This is a genomic window from Silvimonas soli, from assembly GCF_030035605.1.
Taxonomy (GTDB): domain Bacteria; phylum Pseudomonadota; class Gammaproteobacteria; order Burkholderiales; family Chitinibacteraceae; genus Silvimonas; species Silvimonas soli.
On the sequence record NZ_CP106736.1, the window covers coordinates 301,563 to 323,359 of the forward strand.

19 protein-coding genes are annotated in these 21,797 nt (G+C 55.8%); 4 read left to right on the forward strand and 15 right to left on the reverse strand.

The genetic code is table 11. The features are described from left to right. Window positions 1-122: 122 nt before the first annotated feature. Window positions 123-587, forward strand: a complete 465-nt coding sequence (trmL, locus tag N7220_RS01300; protein ID WP_283149666.1) for a tRNA (uridine(34)/cytosine(34)/5-carboxymethylaminomethyluridine(34)-2'-O)-methyltransferase TrmL — start codon at window positions 123-125, stop codon at window positions 585-587. A gap of 55 nt (window positions 588-642) precedes the next feature. Here trmL and N7220_RS01305 read toward each other — a convergent pair whose 3' ends face one another. The 4 genes from N7220_RS01305 to N7220_RS01320 all read right to left on the reverse strand — a co-directional run bounded on the left by N7220_RS01305 (window position 643) and on the right by N7220_RS01320 (window position 3,477). After that, the gene (locus tag N7220_RS01305) at window positions 643-1,032 is read right to left on the reverse strand and encodes a group II truncated hemoglobin (RefSeq protein ID WP_283149667.1); all 390 of its coding nucleotides are present in this window, start codon (window positions 1,030-1,032) and stop codon (window positions 643-645) included. 2 nt (window positions 1,033-1,034) lie between these two features. Continuing rightward, window positions 1,035-2,237: a formate-dependent phosphoribosylglycinamide formyltransferase gene (purT, locus tag N7220_RS01310; protein ID WP_283149668.1), complete on the reverse strand. Its 1,203-nt coding sequence runs from the start codon at window positions 2,235-2,237 to the stop codon at window positions 1,035-1,037. 200 nt (window positions 2,238-2,437) lie between these two features. After that, entirely contained in the window at window positions 2,438-2,635 is a 198-nt protein-coding gene (locus N7220_RS01315; RefSeq protein WP_283149669.1) for a DUF3460 family protein, read from the reverse strand. Window positions 2,636-2,688: 53 nt separating this feature from the next. Beyond that, on the reverse strand, window positions 2,689-3,477 hold the full coding sequence (locus N7220_RS01320; protein ID WP_283149670.1) for an inositol monophosphatase family protein: 789 nt from the start codon (window positions 3,475-3,477) through the stop codon (window positions 2,689-2,691). Window positions 3,478-3,614: 137 nt separating this feature from the next. Here N7220_RS01320 and bfr (N7220_RS01325) point away from each other — a divergent pair, with 137 nt between their 5' ends. Together bfr (N7220_RS01325) and bfr (N7220_RS01330) are read left to right on the forward strand one after the other, a co-directional pair. Continuing rightward, window positions 3,615-4,085 carry a bacterioferritin gene (bfr, locus tag N7220_RS01325; RefSeq protein ID WP_283149671.1) on the forward strand — a complete coding sequence of 157 codons (471 nt, stop codon included), beginning with the start codon at window positions 3,615-3,617 and terminating at the stop codon, window positions 4,083-4,085. 14 nt (window positions 4,086-4,099) lie between these two features. Further along, window positions 4,100-4,585 (forward strand): bacterioferritin, encoded by a 486-nt coding sequence (gene bfr / locus N7220_RS01330; protein WP_283149672.1) that lies wholly within the window; start codon window positions 4,100-4,102, stop codon window positions 4,583-4,585. 127 nt (window positions 4,586-4,712) lie between these two features. Here the strand turns inward: bfr (N7220_RS01330) and N7220_RS01335 are convergent, their stop codons facing one another. Further along, a complete protein-coding gene (locus N7220_RS01335) occupies window positions 4,713-4,922 on the reverse strand; it encodes a (2Fe-2S)-binding protein (protein ID WP_283149673.1) in 210 nt (69 codons plus the stop codon). A 217-nt stretch (window positions 4,923-5,139) separates the two neighbouring features. Next, window positions 5,140-7,620: a two-component system response regulator gene (locus N7220_RS01340; RefSeq protein ID WP_283149674.1), complete on the reverse strand. Its 2,481-nt coding sequence runs from the start codon at window positions 7,618-7,620 to the stop codon at window positions 5,140-5,142. Window positions 7,621-7,825: 205 nt separating this feature from the next. Here N7220_RS01340 and N7220_RS01345 point away from each other — a divergent pair, with 205 nt between their 5' ends. Continuing rightward, the gene (locus N7220_RS01345) at window positions 7,826-11,956 is read left to right on the forward strand and encodes a CHASE domain-containing protein (RefSeq protein WP_283149675.1); all 4,131 of its coding nucleotides are present in this window, start codon (window positions 7,826-7,828) and stop codon (window positions 11,954-11,956) included. Window positions 11,957-12,031: 75 nt separating this feature from the next. Here the strand turns inward: N7220_RS01345 and N7220_RS01350 are convergent, their stop codons facing one another. From N7220_RS01350 to N7220_RS01390, 9 genes are all read right to left on the reverse strand, one after another. Beyond that, window positions 12,032-13,327, reverse strand: coding sequence for an adenylosuccinate synthase (locus N7220_RS01350; protein WP_283149676.1), 1,296 nt, complete (start codon window positions 13,325-13,327; stop codon window positions 12,032-12,034). A 95-nt stretch (window positions 13,328-13,422) separates the two neighbouring features. Beyond that, entirely contained in the window at window positions 13,423-14,568 is a 1,146-nt protein-coding gene (locus N7220_RS01355; protein ID WP_283149677.1) for an ATP phosphoribosyltransferase regulatory subunit, read from the reverse strand. Between the two features lie 238 nt (window positions 14,569-14,806). Next, entirely contained in the window at window positions 14,807-15,691 is an 885-nt protein-coding gene (gene hflC, locus N7220_RS01360; protein ID WP_283149678.1) for a protease modulator HflC, read from the reverse strand. A gap of 12 nt (window positions 15,692-15,703) precedes the next feature. Next, the gene (gene hflK / locus N7220_RS01365; protein WP_283149679.1) at window positions 15,704-16,888 is read right to left on the reverse strand and encodes an FtsH protease activity modulator HflK; all 1,185 of its coding nucleotides are present in this window, start codon (window positions 16,886-16,888) and stop codon (window positions 15,704-15,706) included. 6 nt (window positions 16,889-16,894) lie between these two features. Beyond that, entirely contained in the window at window positions 16,895-17,998 is a 1,104-nt protein-coding gene (hflX, locus tag N7220_RS01370) for a GTPase HflX (RefSeq protein ID WP_283149680.1), read from the reverse strand. 158 nt (window positions 17,999-18,156) lie between these two features. Beyond that, window positions 18,157-18,423, reverse strand: a complete 267-nt coding sequence (gene hfq, locus N7220_RS01375; RefSeq protein ID WP_283149681.1) for an RNA chaperone Hfq — start codon at window positions 18,421-18,423, stop codon at window positions 18,157-18,159. 157 nt (window positions 18,424-18,580) lie between these two features. Then, complete coding sequence (gene der, locus N7220_RS01380) at window positions 18,581-20,005, reverse strand: ribosome biogenesis GTPase Der (RefSeq protein ID WP_283149682.1); 1,425 nt, start codon at window positions 20,003-20,005, stop codon at window positions 18,581-18,583. Between the two features lie 4 nt (window positions 20,006-20,009). Continuing rightward, window positions 20,010-21,152, reverse strand: coding sequence for an outer membrane protein assembly factor BamB (gene bamB / locus N7220_RS01385; RefSeq protein ID WP_283149683.1), 1,143 nt, complete (start codon window positions 21,150-21,152; stop codon window positions 20,010-20,012). A gap of 1 nt (window position 21,153) precedes the next feature. Next, window positions 21,154-21,783, reverse strand: coding sequence for a YfgM family protein (locus tag N7220_RS01390; protein WP_283149684.1), 630 nt, complete (start codon window positions 21,781-21,783; stop codon window positions 21,154-21,156). Window positions 21,784-21,797 lie beyond the last annotated feature (14 nt).

Sequence of the window (21,797 nt, forward strand, 5' to 3'; positions counted from 1 at the left end):
GAGTAGTCATGCCAAACCGGCAATCTGCCTTGTTCTCTCATATTTGTCGTATTTATACGCCCAACCCGGGCGGCCTTATTAGCGCTGTTTAACCTGTCATTTCTGAGCAAAGTCTTTCACGCATGTTCCATATCATTCTGTTTCAGCCGGAAATCCCCCCAAACACCGGCAATGTGATTCGTCTGGCCGCCAATACGGGCTGCACGCTCCATCTGGTCAAGCCGTTAGGCTTTCCGCTGGATGACGCCCGCATGCGCCGCGCCGGGCTGGATTACCATGAGTTCGCCGAGATGCGCGTGCATGAGGATTGGGATGCATTGATTGCAGACTTGGGCGAGGTGCGCATGTTCGCCATGACCACCAAAGGCAGCACCCAGTTTGACAAACTTGCCTTCAAACCCGGTGATGCATTTGTGTTTGGTTCAGAAACGCGCGGCTTGCCGCCTGAGGTGCTGGACCGCTTTGCGCCGGAAAACCGCATTCGCCTGCCGATGTATCCAGACAATCGCAGCCTGAATCTGTCCAACGCCGTCGCGGTGATGGTATTCGAGGCCTGGCGCCAGAACGGGTACGCCGGCGGCGCGTGAAAAAAAACCGGGCATATAGCCCGGTTTTTTTTTGCTGATAACAGCGAAGCAACAATCAGCGGTTACGCATGAAATCCGCAGTACGAAAGAACGCGTCTTCCAGATGATCGCGCAGCGCCTGTTCCATCGGCTGTTCGTCCATGGCCGTGTACATACACAGCAGCCACTGATCGCGGGCATCCTCGTCCACAGCAAACGGCATATGGCGCGCTCGCAGCATTGGGTGGCCATATTTTTCAATGAACAACGACGGCCCGCCCAGCCAACCCGAGAGAAACTCAAACAGTTTCTGCCGGATCACCGTCATGTCGCCACCATGCATCTGGCGCAGCGTGGTGACGCGCGGATCGGCATCCATAATGTCGTAGAACCGGTCCACCAGTTTGCGCAATGGTGCTTCGCCGCCCAGCATTTCGTAGGGCGTGAGTTGCTGTACTTCGCTCACACTCAAACCTCGTGCTTCACAGGTTTCACCAGGCTGGCAGCATGCTTGGCCCGATCACGCGCTTCATCTGTATCAGCACCGGCAGCCACCACCACGCCCATGCGGCGACGTTCGAATGCCTCTGGTTTGCCGAACAGGCGCAGATCAACACGGGGTACGGTCAACGCTTGTTCTACGCCTTCAAATGCAATGCCCTGCTCGTTCATCGCACCGTAAATAACAGCGCTGGCGCCTTGTTCACGCAGTGCCACGTCAACCGGCAATTTGAGGATGGCGCGGGCGTGCAATTCAAACTCGGAGAAACGTTGCGTCATCAGCGTAACCAGACCGGTATCGTGCGGGCGCGGGCTGACTTCCGAGAACCAGACATCGTCGCCCTTCACAAACAGTTCCACGCCAAACAGGCCTCGACCGCCCAGATTGCTGGTGATCTTTTGCGCGATCTCACGCGAGCGTTCCAGTGCCAGCGGGCTCATCTTTTGCGGCTGCCAACTTTCCACATAATCGCCCTTCACTTGCACATGGCCGATTGGATCGCAGAAGAAGGTTTCGACATTGCCCGAAGCACCCACAGCGCGCACGGTCAGTTCGGTGATCTCGTAATCAAAGTCAATAAAGCCTTCAACAATTACTTTGCCTTGATTCACGCGGCTGCCGCTGGCGGCGTACTCCCAAGCCGGGATCACGTCCGCTTCGGAGCGCAAAGTGGATTGGCCTTTACCGGACGAAGACATCACCGGTTTGACCAGACACGGGAAACCAATCTCCGCGATGGCGGCTTGCATTTCTGCCAACGAACTGGCGAAACGGTACGGCGAAGTCGGCAAACCCAGTTCTTCTGCGGCCAGGCGACGGATGCCTTCGCGATTCATGGTCAGGTTAGTCGCGCGGGCAGTCGGGATTACTTCTGCCAGGCCATCGGCCTCAATGCGCAGCAGTTCCTCGGTGGCAATCGCTTCAATCTCGGGCACGATCAAGTGCGGACGTTCTTGTTCAACCAGCGCGCGCAAGGCGACCGGGTCAGCCATGTTGATTACGTGGCTACGATGTGCGACCTGCATGCCCGGTGCATCGGGATAGCGATCAACGCCGATGACCTCAACGCCCAGACGCTGCAAGGCAATGATGACTTCTTTACCCAGTTCGCCGCAGCCAAGCAGCATGACACGGGTGGCAGAAGGGGAAAGCGGTGTTCCGATACGCATGGGGGCTCCTGAGGCGAACAGTCTGGGCGTCAAATCTGAAGGGCCGAATCTTAACATGCTGGCGCCATGGCCTGACATAGCGGATGCTGACTGGCGCAGGCGACAAGGCTTGATCGCCCCTTCGCCCAGTGGTCGCTCGCAAATCGAATAACAATAAAAAACGCCACTCTATGGTGGCGTTTTTTATTGAACCGGCCAGATCAGTCGGCTTGATACGGATAAGGCTTCTGTTCAATACGCGATGCGTCGTTGCGAGCCGTTTCATCCAGATTGATCGGCGCTTTGTCCCACAGCAATGCACGGCCTTCAAGCTGGCCTTTGGCCACGTCTTGATGCTCGGTCAGATAACCCTGCATGAACTTGGTGAAATCGGAAACGTAGTTGATGTCTTGAGCCATGGATGCGAACGCCGTGTTTGAATTCTGGGTTTGACTGCTTGGAATAGGCGCCATTATACCGGCAAGCTGCGCAGCGCGGGGAGCACCTGTGCATGCAAATCTGCATTGGCCGCCGCCAGCACCCGACCGGCACTACCCAGGCGCAATGGTTCGCCCTGCCAGTCGGTCATTGCGCCACCAGCGCCAATCACCACCGGCGCCAATGCGGCAAAGTCATGCAGCTTGAGGCCCTCTTCCACCACCACATCCAGCCAGCCAGCGGCCACCTGGCCATACAGATAACCATCACCGCCATACACCGGATAACGGCAGGCCTTGACCAGTTCAGCAAACACTTGCGCGCAGGTTTGCAGATGTTCCGGGCCGGTGGTGCCAATGCGCGCGGCAGATACCTCTCTGATATCACTGCCCTGAACCGGGCGACCGTTGAGCGTGGTGGGCACGCCGACGCCGCCAATCCAGCGGTCGTTCACAATGGGCTGGTTGATTACGCCCAGCACCGGCCTGCCAAAATGCAGCAGGCCAATCAGCGTGACAAACAAAGGGCGGCCGACAGTGAATGACTTGGTGCCATCAATCGGATCAAGCACCCAGACCCATTCGGCATCGACATTTTCTTCGCCATGTTCTTCACCAATGATGCCGTCATTGGGGCGCGCAGCACGAATCCGCTCGCGCATGACGCGCTCGGCTTCACGGTCGGCAATGGTGACCGGGCTGTCATCATCTTTGGAGACAATCGCAAATTCGTGGCGGTAATAGCCGCGGATGGTCTGCCCGGAAATATCGGCCAGCTCATGGGCAAGCTGGATCAAATCCTGGGAAATCGGGGTCTGGTTCATGGTGATCTATACCTTTATGGCCTCGGCGCGCAGCCTATCATGATCCATCTAGCGCTGGAAACGGATGAATTATCGCAGTGATCCGGGCACGACTGTTCTAAAATGCAAGGTCAGCCAGACAACAAGAGGAAAGCATCATGCAGGGAAATCCTGATGTGGTGAAAGCACTCAATACGGTGCTCACCAACGAATTGACCGCCATTAACCAGTTTTTTCTGCATGCGCGCATGTACAAAAACTGGGGCTATAAACGGCTGAATGACCATGTTTATCATGAGTCTATCCATGCCATGAAGCGCGCCGACGAACTGATCGAACGGATTCTGTTTCTGGAAGGCCTGCCCAATTTGCAGCAACTGGGCAAGCTGATGATTGGCGAAAATCCGCAGGAGATGTTGTCCTGTGATCTAAAGCTGGTAACCGGATACCTGACCACCCTGCGCCAGGCAATCGAAAACGCCGAGTCTGCTCAGGATTACGTCAGCCGTGATGTATTGACCGAGATGCTGGAAGAAGAAGAAGAGTACCTGGATTGGGTTGAAACCCAACTTGGTCTGATTCCAGAAGTAGGCATTGCCAACTATCTGCAAGCACAGATGGGCGACTGAGGAGCAGAACCACCATGCAAGGCAAAACCAGCGTTATCGACGCATTGAACCGGTTGCTCGCAGCAGAACTGACCTCTATTGATCAGTACTTTCTGCACAGCCAGATGTACAAAAACTGGGGTTATCACCGACTGTTTGAGCGCATTGACCATGAGCGCCAGGACGAAATCGGCCACGCCACCAAACTGATGGAACGCATTTTGTTTCTGGAAGGCATGCCTAATGTGGCGGCACGCACTGCCCTGCGCATCGGCACCGATGTTCCGACCATGCTCAAGAATGATCTGGATACCGAATACGAAGTAGCCACTGCACTGAAAGCAACCATTGCCCTGGCCGAACGTGAGCAAGACTATGTCACTCGCGAAATGCTGGTTGAGTTGCTGGATGACACTGAAGTCGATCACGCCCATTGGCTGGAACAACAACTGTTCTTGCTGGGTGCTGTCGGCCTGCACAACTACCTGCAATCGCAAATGGGCAGCGGCAGCCCTACTTGATTGCCAGCGCGATGGCGACGCATTAGCAGAAGTAAGTAAACAAAGTCCTGGCTGAAAACGAAAACAGCCGAGATAAACTCGGCTGTTTTCTGAATTCTGGTCATCAGACCCGTTGATCCGCTCGCGATCAGGCCGCCACGGCGTCCATTTCTTCCCACCCGCGAATGGCCTCAGCTTCAATGGCATCCATCATGGTGTCTTTGGCGCAAGTTGTGCACTGGCCGCAACACGTGCCCGCGCCGGTTGCCATCTGCAACTGCGTAAATGTGCGTGCGCCCTTTTCAACGGCGACATGAATGGCTTTTTCCGTAACCCCATTGCAGATACAGACGTACATCAGAAAGACCCTTGTTACTGATAACTGTTCTCATTATCTTGCAAGAACGATTCTCAATCCAGTAACAATGTCACCTGCCCGATAAACGGCAAGATGCTGAATCCCCCTGAAAACATGCAGTAATATCCCCAACAAACATGCCGTCAATCAAGCCTGCGCAGCGCTGGCACGCGACACCCCAGCCGCGTGATTTTGTGGGGAGCGCCCCGCTCGAAACTCAGGAATCAGACTTCCACGATATGGCAGGCGGGTCTGCAAACTGCCATTCGCGAGCCGGTTTGGGCTTGTCGTATAGATAACCCTGCATGATGTGGCAGCCTATTTCACCCAACTTCTCAGCTTGTTCAAGCAATTCCACCCCTTCTGCCACCAACTCCATGCCGAGCGTGTTTCCCAACGCAACAATGGTCTGGATAATCGCCAGATCATTGGTGTCGTTAAGCATGTCGCGCACAAAAGACTGGTCGATTTTCAGTGTGTCCAGCGGGAAGCGCTTGAGATAGGCAAGACTGGAATAGCCAGTGCCAAAATCATCCAGCGAAATGTTCACGCCTAATTCCTTGAGCGCCACCAATATCTCGCGTGCGGCGTCGGCTTCCCGCATCAAGGTGCCTTCGGTGATTTCCAGTTCCAGCATGGCTGGAGGCAAACCGGTTTCGTTCAGGGTTTCGGCAATCAGCTGCGGCAAATTGCCGGCAGAAAACTGCGCAGCCGAAATATTGACCGACATTTTCAACGGATGCCCTTGAGCCATCCAGCTGGCGGCTTGGCGACAGGCTGTTTCCAGCACCATTTTGCCCAACGGCACAATCAGGCCGGTTTCTTCAGCCAGCGAAATGAACCGCGCCGGCATCAGCAACTCGCCGTCGGTGTTGTACATCCGCACCAGCGCTTCAGCGCCAATCACCTTGCCCTGGCGCGTATCCACTTTGCTTTGGTAGAACACTTCAAAACGTTTTTCCTGCAGCGCTTCACGCAGATGGCGCTCCAGCAAGTGACGGCTTAATACCAGGTCTTCCAGTTCGGTAGAGAAGAAACGGTAGCGATTGCGGCCATCCTGCTTGGCCCGATGCATGGCCACGTCAGCATGCCGCATCAGCGTTTCTTCATCGGAGCTGTCATCCGGAAACAAACTGATCCCCACGCTGATCGACAGATTGAATTGCTTGCCATCGAGTTCAAATGGCTCAGTCATTGCACCCAGCAACTTGGTCGCCGCTTCGTCGGCCTCGGTAATCGAACGCAGCTCCGGCAGCAGAATGACAAACTCGTCACCGCCCAGTCGACCTATCGTGCCACTGGCCGTCAGTACGTTTTCCAGGCGGCGGGCCACTTGACGCAGCAGGTCGTCGCCTGCGGTATAACCAATCGAATCATTTATAAACTTGAAGTAGTCCAGATCGAGCAGCAGCATGGCCACATGTGTCTGGCTCCAGCGAGCCACCTGCAAACCGTGCGAGATACGGTCTTGCAACAGCAAGCGATTGGGAAGCCCGGTGAGCGGATCGTGGCTGGCTAGATAACTCATCTTGATCGCCATGGCGCGCGCTTCGCTGGCATCACGAAACACAATAATTGCGCCGGTAATCTCGCCCGCCTGATTGCGTATCGGGGCAGCGGAATCCTCGACCGCAGATTGCTGGCCACTCAAGGCAATCAAATTGCAATTGAGCGCCATGCCCACGATCCGCGCCTCCTTGAGCGCCAGATAAATCGGATTGCGCAATACGTGGCCGTTATTTGAATCGCGCAATTCCATCACGGTTTCGATGGGTTTGCCCAAGGCATCGGCCGTATGCCAGCCGGTCATTTCCTCGGCGATCGGATTAACAAACGTCACCAATCCTTGCGGATCAGTTGCAATAACGGCATCGCCAATTGAATTGAGCGTAATGCGCATGCGCTCTTTTTCATCCCACAGCGCGCGCTCGGCCAGCTTGCGATCGGTGATATCGGTAAGCACCATCAGCAGCCCTGCCACCGAGCCCAGTTGCCAGTTCGGCACCAGCGTGGTCTGCGCAAAACGGCGGCGGCTGGATGAGGGAAACAGCGTCATCTCCACCGTAACCGTGCGCCCCCGCATGGCTTCCTCCCAGTGCGGCCGCAGTTGCAACAGGGTTTCTTCATTCAACACCGCGTCTAGAGTCATTCCCAACATGCGCGAAGCGGAAATGCCAAACCAGTGCCCCAACTGATCGTTGCAGTAACGGTTATGGGTATCCGCACCCCAAAACGCTACGAATGATGGCAAGTGGTGCACCAGATCGGCCAAATCCCGCCGGGTTTGTGCGAGTTGGTCTTTCTGCCGTTTCAAGGTGAGCTGGTTTTGCACTCGTAGCCGACAAATCGGCACATTGAGCGGCTTGTTCAGAAAATCCAGCCCTCCTGCCGCCAGAGATTGCGTCTCCCAGGACGTGCCTTCATGGGCGGTAACAAAGATCACCGCGCATTCGCTGGTGTAAGGATTAGCCTTGAGCGCGTTGCAAACGGCATACCCATCCATGCCGGGCATTTCGATATCGAGAATGACCAGATCGGGCCGACTGCTATCGGCAACGCGCAAGGCGTCCGGGCCGTTCGTGGCAAAAAGCAGTTCTCCCATGCCTTGCAAGGCATGACTTATCAGCTTGATATTCTCGACTGCGTCATCAACGATCAAGATCGTAGGCTGCGGCCATTGCTCTTCGACAGCAAACACGTTGAATTTCTCTCCAGGCTAAATGGCCATGAATTTGCTATATAGGCATTTACTAATGAAATATCAGCGCCTTTCCTAGATAGCACTTAATTGACGATAAAAACATATTTTTCGCCAAGCTGTCTTCATTGTGAATGCAATTGTTGGCAGCAGACAGCGCACGCACCATCGTGCTAGCGTAGCGCGTTACCGGGAGATCTCTCGCTTGCAATCCAACAACCCCAAATGGTTGCCGCTGGCCATCGTCCTGATTGGCCTGGTGTTCTCTACCGTCCTGGCTCACCGCCAGCAGATTGATAACGAGAAAGCCGCCGAGCGCCGGTTTCTCTCCCGCTCCGGGCGCGCGGTTGATCAAATCAACCTGCAAATGCATATCTATGAATATGGCTTGCGTGGCGCGCGCGGCACCATCATCGGCGCTGGCGGAGCCAACATCACGCGGGACCGCTTCAAAGAATACGGCGAATCGCTGGATATTGGTTCGGAATACCCCGGAGCCCGGGGCTACGGCTTTATCCGGCGGGTAAAACCAGAAGAGGAAGCGGCCTTTATTGCCAGCGAACGCAATCAGGACCATCCGGATTTTCGTATCAGCCAGTTTGCGCCCCATTCCGGGGAAAAATACCTCGTGCAGTATTTTGTGCCCGAAAATGACAAAAATCCGGTCATTGGCCTGGATCTCGCCTCAGAGCCCTCCCGCGAACAAGCGCTGCTGGCTGCAATAAAAAGCGGCACAGCCACGCTTAGCCGTCCCGTTATGCTGACCTTGCCCACTGGGCAATCCAATCGCGGATTCCTGATGGTCTTGCCGGTCTATCGTTCGGGCACCACACCCGCGACGATAGCCGAACGGGAGGCCGCAACCATCGGCTGGGTATACACACCACTGGTGGTCGATGAGGTGATGAAACGGCTGGATTACCGTGACGGTGAGTTATCGGTGACTTTATCCGGCCAGGATTCAACGGGGCAGACAGTTCAGTTTTTTGCCTCGCCCCAGAGCAACCTTTCTGCCATCGGGAACCTGACCTATCAAGCCGACATTCAGCGCTACGGCCAACTTTGGCACGTGCAGATCAAGGCTACGCCGCGTTTTATCCGCAGTCTCAATCTGTTATCACCGCTGGAACCCGCGTTGTTGGTCATGGCCTGCGCGCTGTTGCTGGCCGGGTTAATCTATTTTTACCTGCTCAACGTGAGCCGCCGGCTCAGAGCTTCTGAGGCCCAGTCCAGACTGGCCGCCATTGTCGAAGGCTCCAACGACGCTATTATTGGCAAAACACTGCAAGGCGTAGTCACCAGCTGGAATTCTGCCGCTCAGGCCATGTTCGGGTATTCCGCCCAGGAAGCCATTGGTCGCACCATTCGGGAACTGGTGGTACCGGATGATCGCGCCCAGGAAGAAACTGACATTCTGGATCGGGTCGGACGAGGTGAATCCGTGCCGCACTTTGAAACCATCCGCCAGCGCAAAGATGGCAGCACATTGCCAGTGTCGGTGACCGTCTCGCCTATCCGTGGCGCGCATGGCCAGATTGAAGGCGCGGCCAAAACCGTTCGGGATATCAGCGTTCAGAAGGCGAATGAAGCGCAAATCATGCAGCTCAACGCCACGCTGGAGCAGCAGGTTGAAGAACGGACCATGCAAATCCAGGCTTTCTCTGCCCTGCAACAGGCCATTCTGGATAGCGCTGGTTATTCAATCATTGCCACCGACAGGGACGGCACGATCAAACTGTTCAACCCGGCAGCCGAGCGCCTGCTGGGTTACGAGGCGGGTGAAATGATCGGGCTGGAAACGCCCGCGCTGTTTCACGATCCGGCTGAAGTGGCGGCACGCGCTGCGGTATTAAGTATTGAGCTTGGCCGAGTGGTCGAACCCGGTTTTGAGGTTTTTACCGCCAAAATCCAGCAGGGTAAAACCGACTCCAACGAGTGGACCTACATCAGCAAGGACGGCAAACGCGTCCCGGTTTTGCTGACCACCAGCAGTTTGCGCGACGAGGACGGGAATATCTTTGGTTACCTCGGAATGGCCGTAGACCTGACGACCCACAAGCATGACGAAACCATTCTGCGCCAGGCCAAGGAAAGCGCGGAATCGGCCACTCGGGCTAAGTCGGACTTTCTGGCCAATATGAGTCACGAAATCCGTACGCCCATGAATGCCATTCTCGGCATGTTGCAATTGCTGCAGCAAACCGAGCTAAACAATCGCCAGTACGATTACACCGAAAAAGCCGAATCTGCCGCCAAAGCATTACTTGGTTTGCTCAACGATATTCTGGATTTTTCCAAGGTTGAGGCCGGCAAGCTCGAACTGGACCCGCATCCGTTCATGCTGGACAAACTCCTGCGCGATATCGGGGTGATCTTGTCCGCCAGCGCCGGGCAGAAGGACCTCGAAATCCTGTTTGATATCGACGCGGCAGTTCCTGAAATGGTTGTGGGCGATGCTTTACGTCTGCAACAGGTGCTGATCAATCTTGCCGGCAATGCGATCAAGTTCACCGAACATGGCGAGGTGGTTCTTTCTGTGCGGCTGAAACGACGCAGCAACGACCTGCTCACTATCTTTTTTTCGGTACGCGATACCGGCATTGGCATCAATCCGGAACAACTCGCAGCCGTCTTTGACGGTTTCTCACAGGCCGAAGTGTCCACCACTCGCCGGTTTGGCGGCACGGGTTTGGGGCTGGCCATCAGCCAGCGTCTGGTGCACTTGATGGGTGGGCAGCTTAAGGTTGAAAGTCAGCTCGGCAAAGGCAGTACATTCCATTTTGAAGTGACGCTGCAAGCTGCTGTCCAGGAAGCCATCACGCCTTCGACTTCGGCGCTGGCCAACCTGCGCGGCGTACGGGCACTGGTAGTCGATGACAACGCCAGCGCCCGCGGAGTGATCTCGCGCATGCTGGACTCGCTCGGATGGCATGCCGATCTGGCAGAGTCAGGCGCTGCGGCTTTGTCGTTGCTGGAACAAAGCATTCAACGTGGCCGGGTGTATGACGTCATCTTTGTAGACTGGGCCATGCCGGAAATGGACGGCTGGCAGACAGCCGAACATATCCGCCAGATTTCGCCCGCCAATACTTCACCATTAATCGTCATGGTGACCGCATACGGGCGCGAAATGCTGGCGCAACGCCTGGCCAGCGAGCAAGCCTTGCTGGATGGCTTTCTGGTCAAGCCAATCACAACGTCCACCCTGTTTGATGCGGTAGCTGATGCCCGTGCCAACCAGAACCTGCAGTTCGCCGCGGCTCCTGCCACCCAACCCCGGATGCAACGGTTAACCGGGCTGCGTCTGCTACTGGTTGAAGATAACCCGACCAACCAGCAAGTAGCACGTGAACTGTTACGCAACGAAGGTGCACTGGTGGATGTGGCGGGCGGTGGCATTGAGGGTGTTGCAGCAGTACAAGCGGCTAATCCGCAATATGATGCGGTATTGATGGATATCCAGATGCCGGACATGGATGGCTACGCCGCAACCCGCGAAATCCGCCACAAGCTGGGGCTGCGCACCCTTCCCATCATTGCCATGACCGCCAACGCCATGGCCAGTGATCGCATTGCGTGCCTGGATGCAGGCATGGATGAGCATATCGGCAAGCCTTTCGATCTGAATCAACTGGTTGCAGTGATCAAGCAATTCACCAGGGTTGGCGCCCCGCTGTTGCCAACGCCACCTGCCCTGCAAAAAACCAGCGGCGTCATACCGCAGGCGGCACTCAAACTGTCTGGCGAGCGCGGGCTGGACATCTCGGTGGCACTGGCGCGCTTGGGTGGAGATTTGCCACTGTTCGAATGGGCGCTAGGCAGCTTTCTGGGTGCCAGTACCCAGAACGCCGAACAACTCAAACAATGGCAAGTTGGTGATCCGGAGGACACGCTGGCGCGGCTGCTGCATACGCTCAAAGGCACCGCGGGCACCGTCGGCGCAACTGATCTGGCATTGCAGGTACGGCAAGCGGAAATAGCCATGCGCGAGGGCCAAAACAGCAGCAAACTGAGCGACTTGCTGGTATCCATCCAGGCAGCACTGGAGCAAACCTGCACTGATGTCAAAGCGCTGGCTGATATTTTGCAGGCAGCCAACGCGCCGCCAGCCGCACCGCCGCCGTCCAATCCTCGGTTGGCCGCCGAACTGGAAAATCTGTCCAGGTTGCTGGCGACTGCCAATATGCAGGCCATGCAGGTGTTCGAGCAGATAAAAAATGGCTTGAGCGCGGTCTATCCAGAACACAGCGAAAAAATTGGTCAAGCCATCGATACGCTGGATTTCCAGTCGGCCCACTCACACTGCGAGGACGTGCTGGAACAACTCAAAACCTGACCCGCCCCTCTTGCAGCCAGAAACAAAAAGCCCCGCATAGAGCGGGGCTTTTTGTTGAATACGCCAAGCTTCGGCTTAGTGACCGAACGGGTGACGCAACACGATGGTTTCTTCGCGATCCGGACCAGTCGAAATCATGTCAACCGGGGCTTCGCAAACTTCTTCCACGCGCTTGAGGTAAGCACGGGCGTTAGCTGGCAGGTCTTCCAGCCGTTTGATACCAAAGGTGGATTCTTTCCAGCCCGGCATTTCTTCGTAAACCGGCTCGCAACGGGCGATTTCTTCAGCGCCTACCGGCAGGATATCCACAACCTTGCCATCGACTTTGTAACCGACGCACAGGTTGATGGTTTCAATGCCATCCATCACGTCCAGTTTGGTCACACACAGACCGGAAACACCGTTGATCTGGATTGAGCGCTTGAGCGCAGCCGCGTCGAACCAGCCACAACGACGCGGACGGCCAGTAACCGAACCAAACTCGTTGCCGCGCTTGGCCAGGCCAGCGCCGACTTCGTCAAACAGTTCAGTCGGGAACGGGCCGGAACCCACGCGAGTGGTATATGCCTTTACGATGCCCAGCACGTATTGCAGCATTTGTGGTGCCACACCGGCGCCAGGAGCCGCGGCACCCGCCACACAGTTGGACGACGTCACAAACGGATAAGTACCGTGGTCCACGTCCAGCAGTGTACCTTGTGCGCCCTCAAACAGAATGGCTTTGCCTTCCTTGTTCAGGTCGTACAGGGTGCGTGAGACATCGGCCATCATCGGCTTGATGCGGGCAGCAAAGCTCAGGGTCTGGTCATAGACTTGCTGGAAGTCCAGCGCCGGAGCCTTGAAGTATTGGGTCAGCAGGAAGTTGTAGTACTCAAGGTTTTCCTTGAGCTTGGCCGCAAAGCGCTCTTCGTGGAACAGGTCTTGCAAGCGAATCGCACGACGTGCCACTTTGTCTTCATAAGCCGGGCCGATACCGCGGCCGGTAGTACCGATCTTGGCCTCACCGGCAGCCGATTCGCGAGCCTGGTCCAGCGCAATGTGATACGGCAGGATCAGCGGGCACGCTTCAGAAATGCGCAAGCGGCTGGCGACATCGATACCGGCAGCGCTCAGCTCATCGATTTCCTTGAGCAGCGCTTCAGGCGAAAGAACTACGCCATTGCCAATGAAACATGCTTTGTTCGCATGCAGGATGCCGGACGGGATCAAACGCAAGACGGTTTTCTTGCCGCCCACAACCAGCGTGTGGCCAGCATTGTGACCGCCCTGGAAACGGACAACGCCTTGTGCATGATCGGTCAGCCAATCGACGATCTTGCCCTTGCCTTCGTCACCCCATTGGGTACCAACCACGACTACGTTTCTGCTCATTCAGAACCTCGATTTAACCAGATAAAACAATCGTTTATACGTACAACTCGAAGCAGCCCACCTTTTAGCAGACTGTACGGCGAAAAGCCCGCGCATCAGACAAGCGGATCAACCTGCCACTGCCCGTTTTTAAGAACCAGACGACGATTGACCGCCGCCTCTTCTGGCTTGACGCCCAAATCAATAATTACTGTCTCACCTGCCGCGCGTAACTGGCGCACGGTAGCAATCAGAGTGGCATCGTCACCGGCTGGCGCGAGGATGGCCGCTTTGACTTCGGGGAATGGCAAACGGCTCAGTTCGCGCATATCCAGGCTGAAACCGGTAGCCGGACGTGAACGACCAAATTTCTCACCGACCCGATCATAACGGCCACCGCGTGCAACCGCGTTGGCAAAGCCTTCGGCATAAGCCGCAAATACCAGACCGGTGTGGTAGTCGCTGCTGCGAACTTCGGCCAGATCAAAGCGCACCGGAATCTTGCGAACGGCCAGCGCGCTGGACAGTTGTTCCAGTGCGGCCAGCGCCTCGGCAACGCCTGCGATATTCGGCAATGCGGCGCGAGCACGGGCCAGTACATCGTAACCACCATACAGCGAAGGCAGCGCTTGCAAACCCTTGGCAATCGCCGGATCCAGCCCTGCGGATACTTCACGCAGAGTTGGCAAATCTTTCTGCTGTAGCGCGCTGAAAGTCTGATCGCGCAAATCACCTTTCAAGCCGGCGGCATCGGCCATCGCATGGAACAAACCAATGTGACCAATATCCAGACGCATGTCTTTCAAACCAGCCAGCGCCAGGCTTTCGAACATCAGTTCGATGACTTCAACGTCAGCGGCGACATCAGCGCAGCCATAAATTTCAGCGCCAATTTGGCGCGGTTCACGCGTGGACAAAATGCCGTCCGGTCGAGTATTAACCACCGACCCGGAATAGCACAGCCGCGTTACGCCTTGGCGGTTGAGGATATGCGCATCAATACGCGCCACTTGCGGCGTGATATCCGCCCGCAAACCCATCTGGCGACCGGTCAGTTCGTCTACCAGCTTGAAGGTTTTCAGGTTGAGCGCCGGGTCATCCTGCAAAAACAGCGACTCGACATATTCAACCAGCGGCGGCATGACGAGTTCATAACCGTAGCGGGAGAAAAGATCGAGCAAACCCCGACGCATCGCCTCAATCTGGCGAGCCTCGCGGGGCAGCACGTCGGAAATGTATTCCGGCAAAATCCAGTTGCGCATTGTTCAAACCAAAGCAGATTTTGGAAGCCCGCAACGGGTTGCGGAAAATCCAGACAAACCAAAGCCCTGGCGCGCAGAACGCACCGGGGCTGTGATCTTCAAAGAAAGCATTATCTCATGAATGCAGTGGTTCGCGGGCGAGAACTACCACCGCGAGCGTGCCGAGCGGCAAATCTGCGGAGAAATACCGCAGCCTCGACAGGGCAAAATCGCCCACCTAAGCTGCGGCAATCATCCGTTATTTACCTGGCTTGCCAGCCGCACCGGGGCTCTTCATGTATTTGAAAAACTCGGAGCTTGGGTCTACCACCATCATGTCAGACTTTTTGGAGAAGCTTTGTTTGTAGGCTTCAAGGCTGCGATAGAACGAGTAGAACTCGGGGTTCTTGCCATAAGCATCGCCATAAATGGCGGCTGCCTTGGCATCGCCCTCACCCTTCAAGGTTTGTGCTTGGCTATAGGCATCGGCCAGCAAAACTTCGCGCTGACGATCCGCATCGGCCTTGATCTGCTCGGCTGCAGCAGAACCTTCCGCACGTAGCTGGTTAGCCACGGCTTTACGTTCAGATTGCATGCGCTCGTAGACCGAGTTCAGCGTGCTGTCCTCCAGCTCCACCCGCTTGATCCGCACGTCGACCACGCGCACACCAATCCGCGCGGCATCGGCATCAGCCACTTGCTGCACCTTGGCCATTACCGCATCGCGCTGACCGGAAATCACATCTGCCACGGTGCGTTTACCAAACTCATCGCGCAGCATGTTATTGACTGTATTGCGCAGACGATCACGCGCCTTGCTTTCGTCCAGGCCAACCGCACGGTAGTAGCGCTCGACATCAACGATCTGCCACTTGATGTAGCTATCAACCTTCACGTTCATTTTCTCGATGGTCTGAATCCGGGCAGGTTCAGCTTCATCGATACTTTGAATACGGCGGTCAAAATAACGTACGTCTTGCAACAGCGGCACTTTGAAGAAAATACCTGGCTCTTTCAGCACTCGCTTGAATTCGGAGAACTGGAACACGACGGCGTACTGACGTTGATCCACCGTAAACAGCGAAAGACTCAATACAAAAATAACTACAAGAATGACCGCTATGGTCGGAATGATTCTATTCATGGCCACCCCCTGTTAACGTCCGTCACGAACGCCGCGGTCTGATGCCGCGGGCGTGGCTGCCGCCGTTGCCGGCGTTGCATCTGCAGTATTGTCAGCAGCGGTCGCTGCCTTCGCTGCATCTACAGTCGGGCCGGGGTTGGTCGATTGGATCAGTTTATCTAGCGGCAGATATAACAAGTTGCCGCTGCCTTTCTGATCCACAAGGATTTTGGTGGTGTTCTGGAACATCTGCTGCATGGTGTCCAGATACATCCGCTCACGCGTCACTTGCGGGGCCTTGGCATATTCGGTCGCGACTTGCTTGAAGCGCGATGCGTCACCATCAGCCTGCGAAACCACGCGTTGCTTGTAACCTTGGGCTTCTTCCATCAAGCGTGCGGCAGTACCGCTGGCCTTCGGAATCACGTCGTTGGCGTACGCTGTACCTTCGTTGATCAAGCGAGCCCGATCTTGCCGCGCCTTCACGGCATCGGCAAAAGCCGCCTGCACTTGTTCAGGCGGCTGTACGTCAGAAATATTGACGCGGGCCACAGCGATACCAGTGCCGTAACGATCCAGCAGATTCTGGATCAGTTCGCGAGTGTCTTCGGCAATCTTGCCGCGACCTTCGTTTAGCACGTAATCGACCTTGTTCTGACCGATCACTTCACGAATTGCCGTTTCCGCCGCTTGCTTGACCATGTCTTTACCGTCACGGTCAACAAAACGGTTGTCAAAAGCAAAGTCTTGAGCAGATTTGAGCGTGTACTGAACTTCCAGTTGCACCTGAATGATGTTCTGGTCGCCGGTGAGCATGATCGACTCATCGCCGCCACCGTCCGTGCGCCCGCCTACTTCCAGACTGCGGATTTCAGTGACATTGATGATTTCGCGGGTTTCAATCGGCCACGGATAGTGCCACTTCAGACCCGACTTGTTGACGGTCTCGACATAACGGCCAAATCGCAGAATCAGCGCGTTTTCGCGTTCATCAACGACATAAAAGCCGGACGCGAGCCACAGCACGATGACGACGCCGATAATCGCAAAAATGCCGGTACTGCCGCCAGGAATACCGCGTCCCGACCCCGAAGAAGGAGGTCGGTTGCCGCCCCCAAAAAAACGGGACAGCTTGTTAGTGAAATTGCGGATGATTTCGTCCAGATCGGGTGGGCCATCTTTGCGGCCACCACCCCACTGCGGATCGTTTTGACTCATGGGATCTTATTGTTCCTCGATGGGTTGACTCATTGCATCGACCAGCGCGCCCCGCAGCAAATCGAGTCCTTCCCCCTGCGCGGCGCTTACACGAACCGCACAGATTTTATCATACTCGTCATGCTCGATTGCTGGCTCAAGCCCTTTCAGATCGATCTTGTTCCAGACCATCATTTGCGGGATGCGTTCCGCACCAACTTCATTTAAAACTTTATTGACTTCGGCAACCTGCATATCGCGCAGCGGATGATTCACGTCAACGACATGCAATAGCAGGTCAGCCTGGATGGTTTCTTCCAGAGTTGCCCGGAAAGCCGCCACCAGCGTATGGGGCAATTGCCGGATAAACCCCACGGTATCCGAGATGACTACCGAGTGCTCATGGTCCAGAAACAGCTTGCGCGAAGTCGTATCCAGTGTGGCAAACAACTGATTTGCCACATAAATATTGGCCTTGGTCAGCGCATTGAATAGCGTTGACTTGCCCGCGTTGGTATACCCGACAATCGACACCGAGAACTCGTTGCGTCGCTCGCGCGCTTTGCGCTGGGTAACGCGCTGGCGCTGTACCGTCTCCAGTTGGGATTTCAGCCGCTTGACCCGAAGCCCTAGCAAACGACGGTCGGTTTCCAGCTGGGTTTCGCCCGGACCACGCAAACCTACCCCGCCCTTTTGGCGCTCAAGGTGAGTCCAGCCGCGCACAAGGCGCGTGGACATATGCGACAGCTGGGCCAGTTCAACCTGCAACTTGCCTTCTGCGGTACGAGCACGTTGCGCGAAAATATCCAGAATCAGGGTTGTGCGATCAACCACGCGGCATTGCATTGCCCGTTCCAGGTTGCGCTCCTGCGCTGGCGATAGCTGATGATTAAAAATCACCAGCTCAGCCTCGTTGGCGCGCACCGCTTCGGCGATTTCCTCAACCTTGCCGGTTCCGGCAAAAAAAGCCGGATCGGGTCGACGACGACTGCCCTCGATCATGGCTACCGGCGTAACGCCAGCCGATGTCACCAATTGCACAAATTCTTCTTGCCCATCCCGGTAATCTGCATCGTTAAAATCGAGGCAGACCAAGACAGCGCGGTCTCCGCCCTTGTGGCGTTCAAACATATGGCTTCTAGATTTGCTGAAATAACATGGAACGAAATTACGCCCTTACCTTACACGAGTAAGCGACGCGGCTATTTCTCAATATGGTGACATCCGGCCAGAAAAAAACCCCGGGGGCCAGGAACCACCGGGGCTTTAATCTGCAGCAGCGACCCGGATCAGGCTTCCGGAGTGGCAGCGGCCACGGTAGCGTTCTGCGGATGCTCGTGCGGGATATTGACCGGACGCGATGGCACCACGGTCGAAATGGCGTGTTTGTACACCATTTGAGTTACGTTGTTGCGCAACAGGACAACGTACTGATCGAACGATTCGATCTGGCCTTGCAGCTTGATGCCGTTCACCAGATAGATGTAAACCGGCACATGTTCTTTACGCAGGATGTTCAGAAACGGGTCTTGTAGCATTTGCCCCTTGGTACTCATTTGTTATTTCTCCGATGCGTTATTGTTGGTGGTGATTCGCAAATCTTCTCATTTGCTTTGCTTTTTACAACCTGTCTTACGCTTATAGTACAAAAGCAGTTAGCTGCCAATAGGCAAGTTACCCTTGCGCAGCCTTGCCAAATGGCACCGCCAGTGTCTAGCGCTTCTGTTTCTTCGCTTCTTGCATTTTGCGATTATCCAGCTTCTTGGTTGCCAGCATTTTTTTCCGCCGCTCCAGCAGGCTGAGTTTTTTCGGCTCCTCCTGCTTTTCCTGGAATGGATTAGCGCCCATCTTGAACTGCACCCGTAACGGCGTGCCTTGCAGCTTGAACGTATTCATGAAGCTGCGTTCCAGATAACGCCAATACACAGCGGGCACTTGCTCCAGCGCGTTGCCATGGATAATCACCACCGGCGGGTTTGTGCCACCTTGGTGGGCATAGCGCAATTTGGGGCGAATTTTGCCAGACAGCGGCGGTTGCTGACGCTCCACCATAATCTGCAATGCGCGCGTGAGTTTGGGCGTTGGAATTTTGATCATGGCCGCGTGATACGCCTGATCAATCGACTTGAACAAATCGCCCACGCCTTGGCCATTCAGCGCCGAAATGTAGTGAAATTTGGCAAACTCAAGGAAAGCGAGCTTGCGATCCACTTCGCGCTTGATCCGCTCACGCTGTTCGGTATCTGCCGCTTCCCATTTGTTGATGGCTACCACCAGCGCACGGCCGGTTTCCAGAACAAAACTGGCCAGACGGGCATCCTGGTCGGAGACTTCTTGCGTGGCATCCAGCACCAGCACGGCTACGTTGGCGTCTGAGACGGCCTGCATGGTTTTGACGACCGAGAACTTCTCGATGGTGTCGTCAATCTTGCCGCGACGGCGCATCCCGGCGGTGTCGATAATGGTGTAATGGTGATCATTACGCTCAAAATCGATGTAGACCGAATCGCGCGTGGTGCCAGGCTGGTCGAACGCAATAACGCGCTCTTCGCCCAATACCGCATTGACCAGCGTGGATTTTCCCACGTTTGGCCGACCGATGACGGCGAATTTCGGGTGATCCGACTCCGCCGTTTCTTCATCGATAGGGAACCGTTCGAGCGTATCGCTGATCAGTTCGCGTACACCTTCGCCGTGTGCGGCAGAGATGGCAATTGGATCACCCAGACCCAATTCAAAAAAGTCGGCTGTGACCACGCCACGGGTCATGCCCTCGACCTTGTTCACCGCAACCCAGATCGGACGTCCGCTTTGGCGCAAGCGCTGCGCGATGATTTTATCTTGTGGCGTAATGCCGGAGCGGCCATCCACAATGAAGATGACTGCATCGGATTCATCGACAGCCTGCAAAGTCTGCCGGGCCATTTCATGCAAAATGCCATCGTCAACCACCGGTTCAAAACCGCCGGTGTCTACAACAAAATACGGACGATCACCGACCTTGCCGTGGCCATAATGGCGGTCACGGGTCAGGCCGGGGAAATCGGCGACCAGCGCATCACGCGTTTTGGTCAACCGGTTAAACAGAGTGGATTTGCCCACATTCGGGCGCCCCACCAGGGCAATCGTTGGCTTCATTCGTTTACTTTATGCCAACCGAAAATACGCCGCCGTTTTGCGACTGTACGATCAGATGGTCGGAGAAGGTTTGCGGCGCGGCGGCGATACGACTGCCATCCGTTGCCAATTGTGCGACAAAGCTGCCGTCGTCTTCGTTCAGCAGATGGATATAGCCTTGATAATCAGCTACGGCCACATTGCCGCCTAAAATTGCCGGTGCGCCAACAATGCGCGCAGCCAGTTTGTCTTGATCCCATACGCTACGGCCGGTTTCTCGTTCGTAAGCGCGTACATGGCCCTGATCATCGGTCAGGAACAGTTTGTTGCCGTCTGCGGCAATGCCGGAGAAGCTGGACGCTTCACGTGACCAGACTACCGCGCCGGTTCTGCGGTCAAAGCAGCTTACGCGCCCTTGATAGGACACGGCACAAACCGAACCACCATTCACCAGCGGCGGCGAAACAACGTCAGCGACCCGCTCAACTTCGGTAGCACCTTTGGGCTGCGAAACCACGCTATCCCACATGGTACGGCCATCGGCCATGGACAACGCCACAATGTGACCCGCCGGCAAGCCGGTATAAGCAATGCCGTCACTGATGGTGATCGGGGCAAAATTGCGTAATGTCAGGGTCGGAATCTGGCGTGTGTATTGCCACTTCACCGCGCCATCGCTGATCGCCAGTGCAGAAATTTTGCCATCACCGGTACGCACCAAAACAACATCATCGCCCACAGCTGGCGGAGCCACGATCTCGCTCGATGCCTGAGCTTGCCACAGAGGTTTGCCATCTGCACTGAAGGCGTAAACCTTGCCTTTGAGTGTACCCACTGCGATCACGCCATTACCGGCACCAACGCCACCGGCCACCGGGCTTTCCAGTTTGACCTGCCACTGCGTACCACCTGTAGCCAGTTTCAGCGCCGTCAGACGATTCGGCGCCCCTGCTACGATCAGCAAGTCCCCCAGATTGGCTGGCAGGAAGCGCAGGAATTCAGCCTTGTCGCCAGCGGTGGCACGCCATTGAGTCGCCACGCCTACACTGTTCTTGACCACAGGCAGCGGTGATGGAGTTGGTGCATTGCTGGGTGCGGCGCAGGCAGCGAGCAGCAAGGCAATTGCGCTAGCGCAGAAACCGCGAAGGAAGTGACGTTGCAAAGGCATATCAGGAATTTCCGAGAGCTTCGAGTTTTACTTCAACAAAACGAACGTTGGGCGCGTCTTTACCCAGCTTGGCCAGCGCGTCCTTATATGCGTCACGTGCACCGCTGTTGTCGCCCTTGGCCGCCAGCACATCGCCGCGAGCTTCTGCAAACAGCGGTGTATAGCTATCGTTTTCGCGAGCAGCGAGTGTTTTCAGCGCAGCATCAAATTGCTTCTGGTCCAGTTGTACCGCAGTCAGACGCAGACGCGCTGCATCGCGGATTTCGGACTCGGATGCGTGGGCAATAGCCCACTCCAGTTGGGTTTGCGCGGACTTCAAGTCACCAGCACGGGCACTGGCTTTGGCTGCCAGTAAAGCGGCGCGCGGTGCATACGGACTGGTTGCGTAATCTTTTTTCAGGACATCTGCGTCAGCCAGAATCTTTGCGGTATCACCGGTAAGATCTGTTTCCAATTGTGCGTAAGCGGCACCGGCTTTTTCTGCAACACTGCTCTGGTAAGCACTCCAGCCGGTCCAGCCACCGTATGCCAGCAAACCGACTACCACCGCACCCGCGAGATATTTGCCCCAATCGGCCCACGCCGCCTTGAGTTCGGCAATCTGTTCCTGTTCCTGCAAATCGAAAGCCATTCTGATTTCCTGTT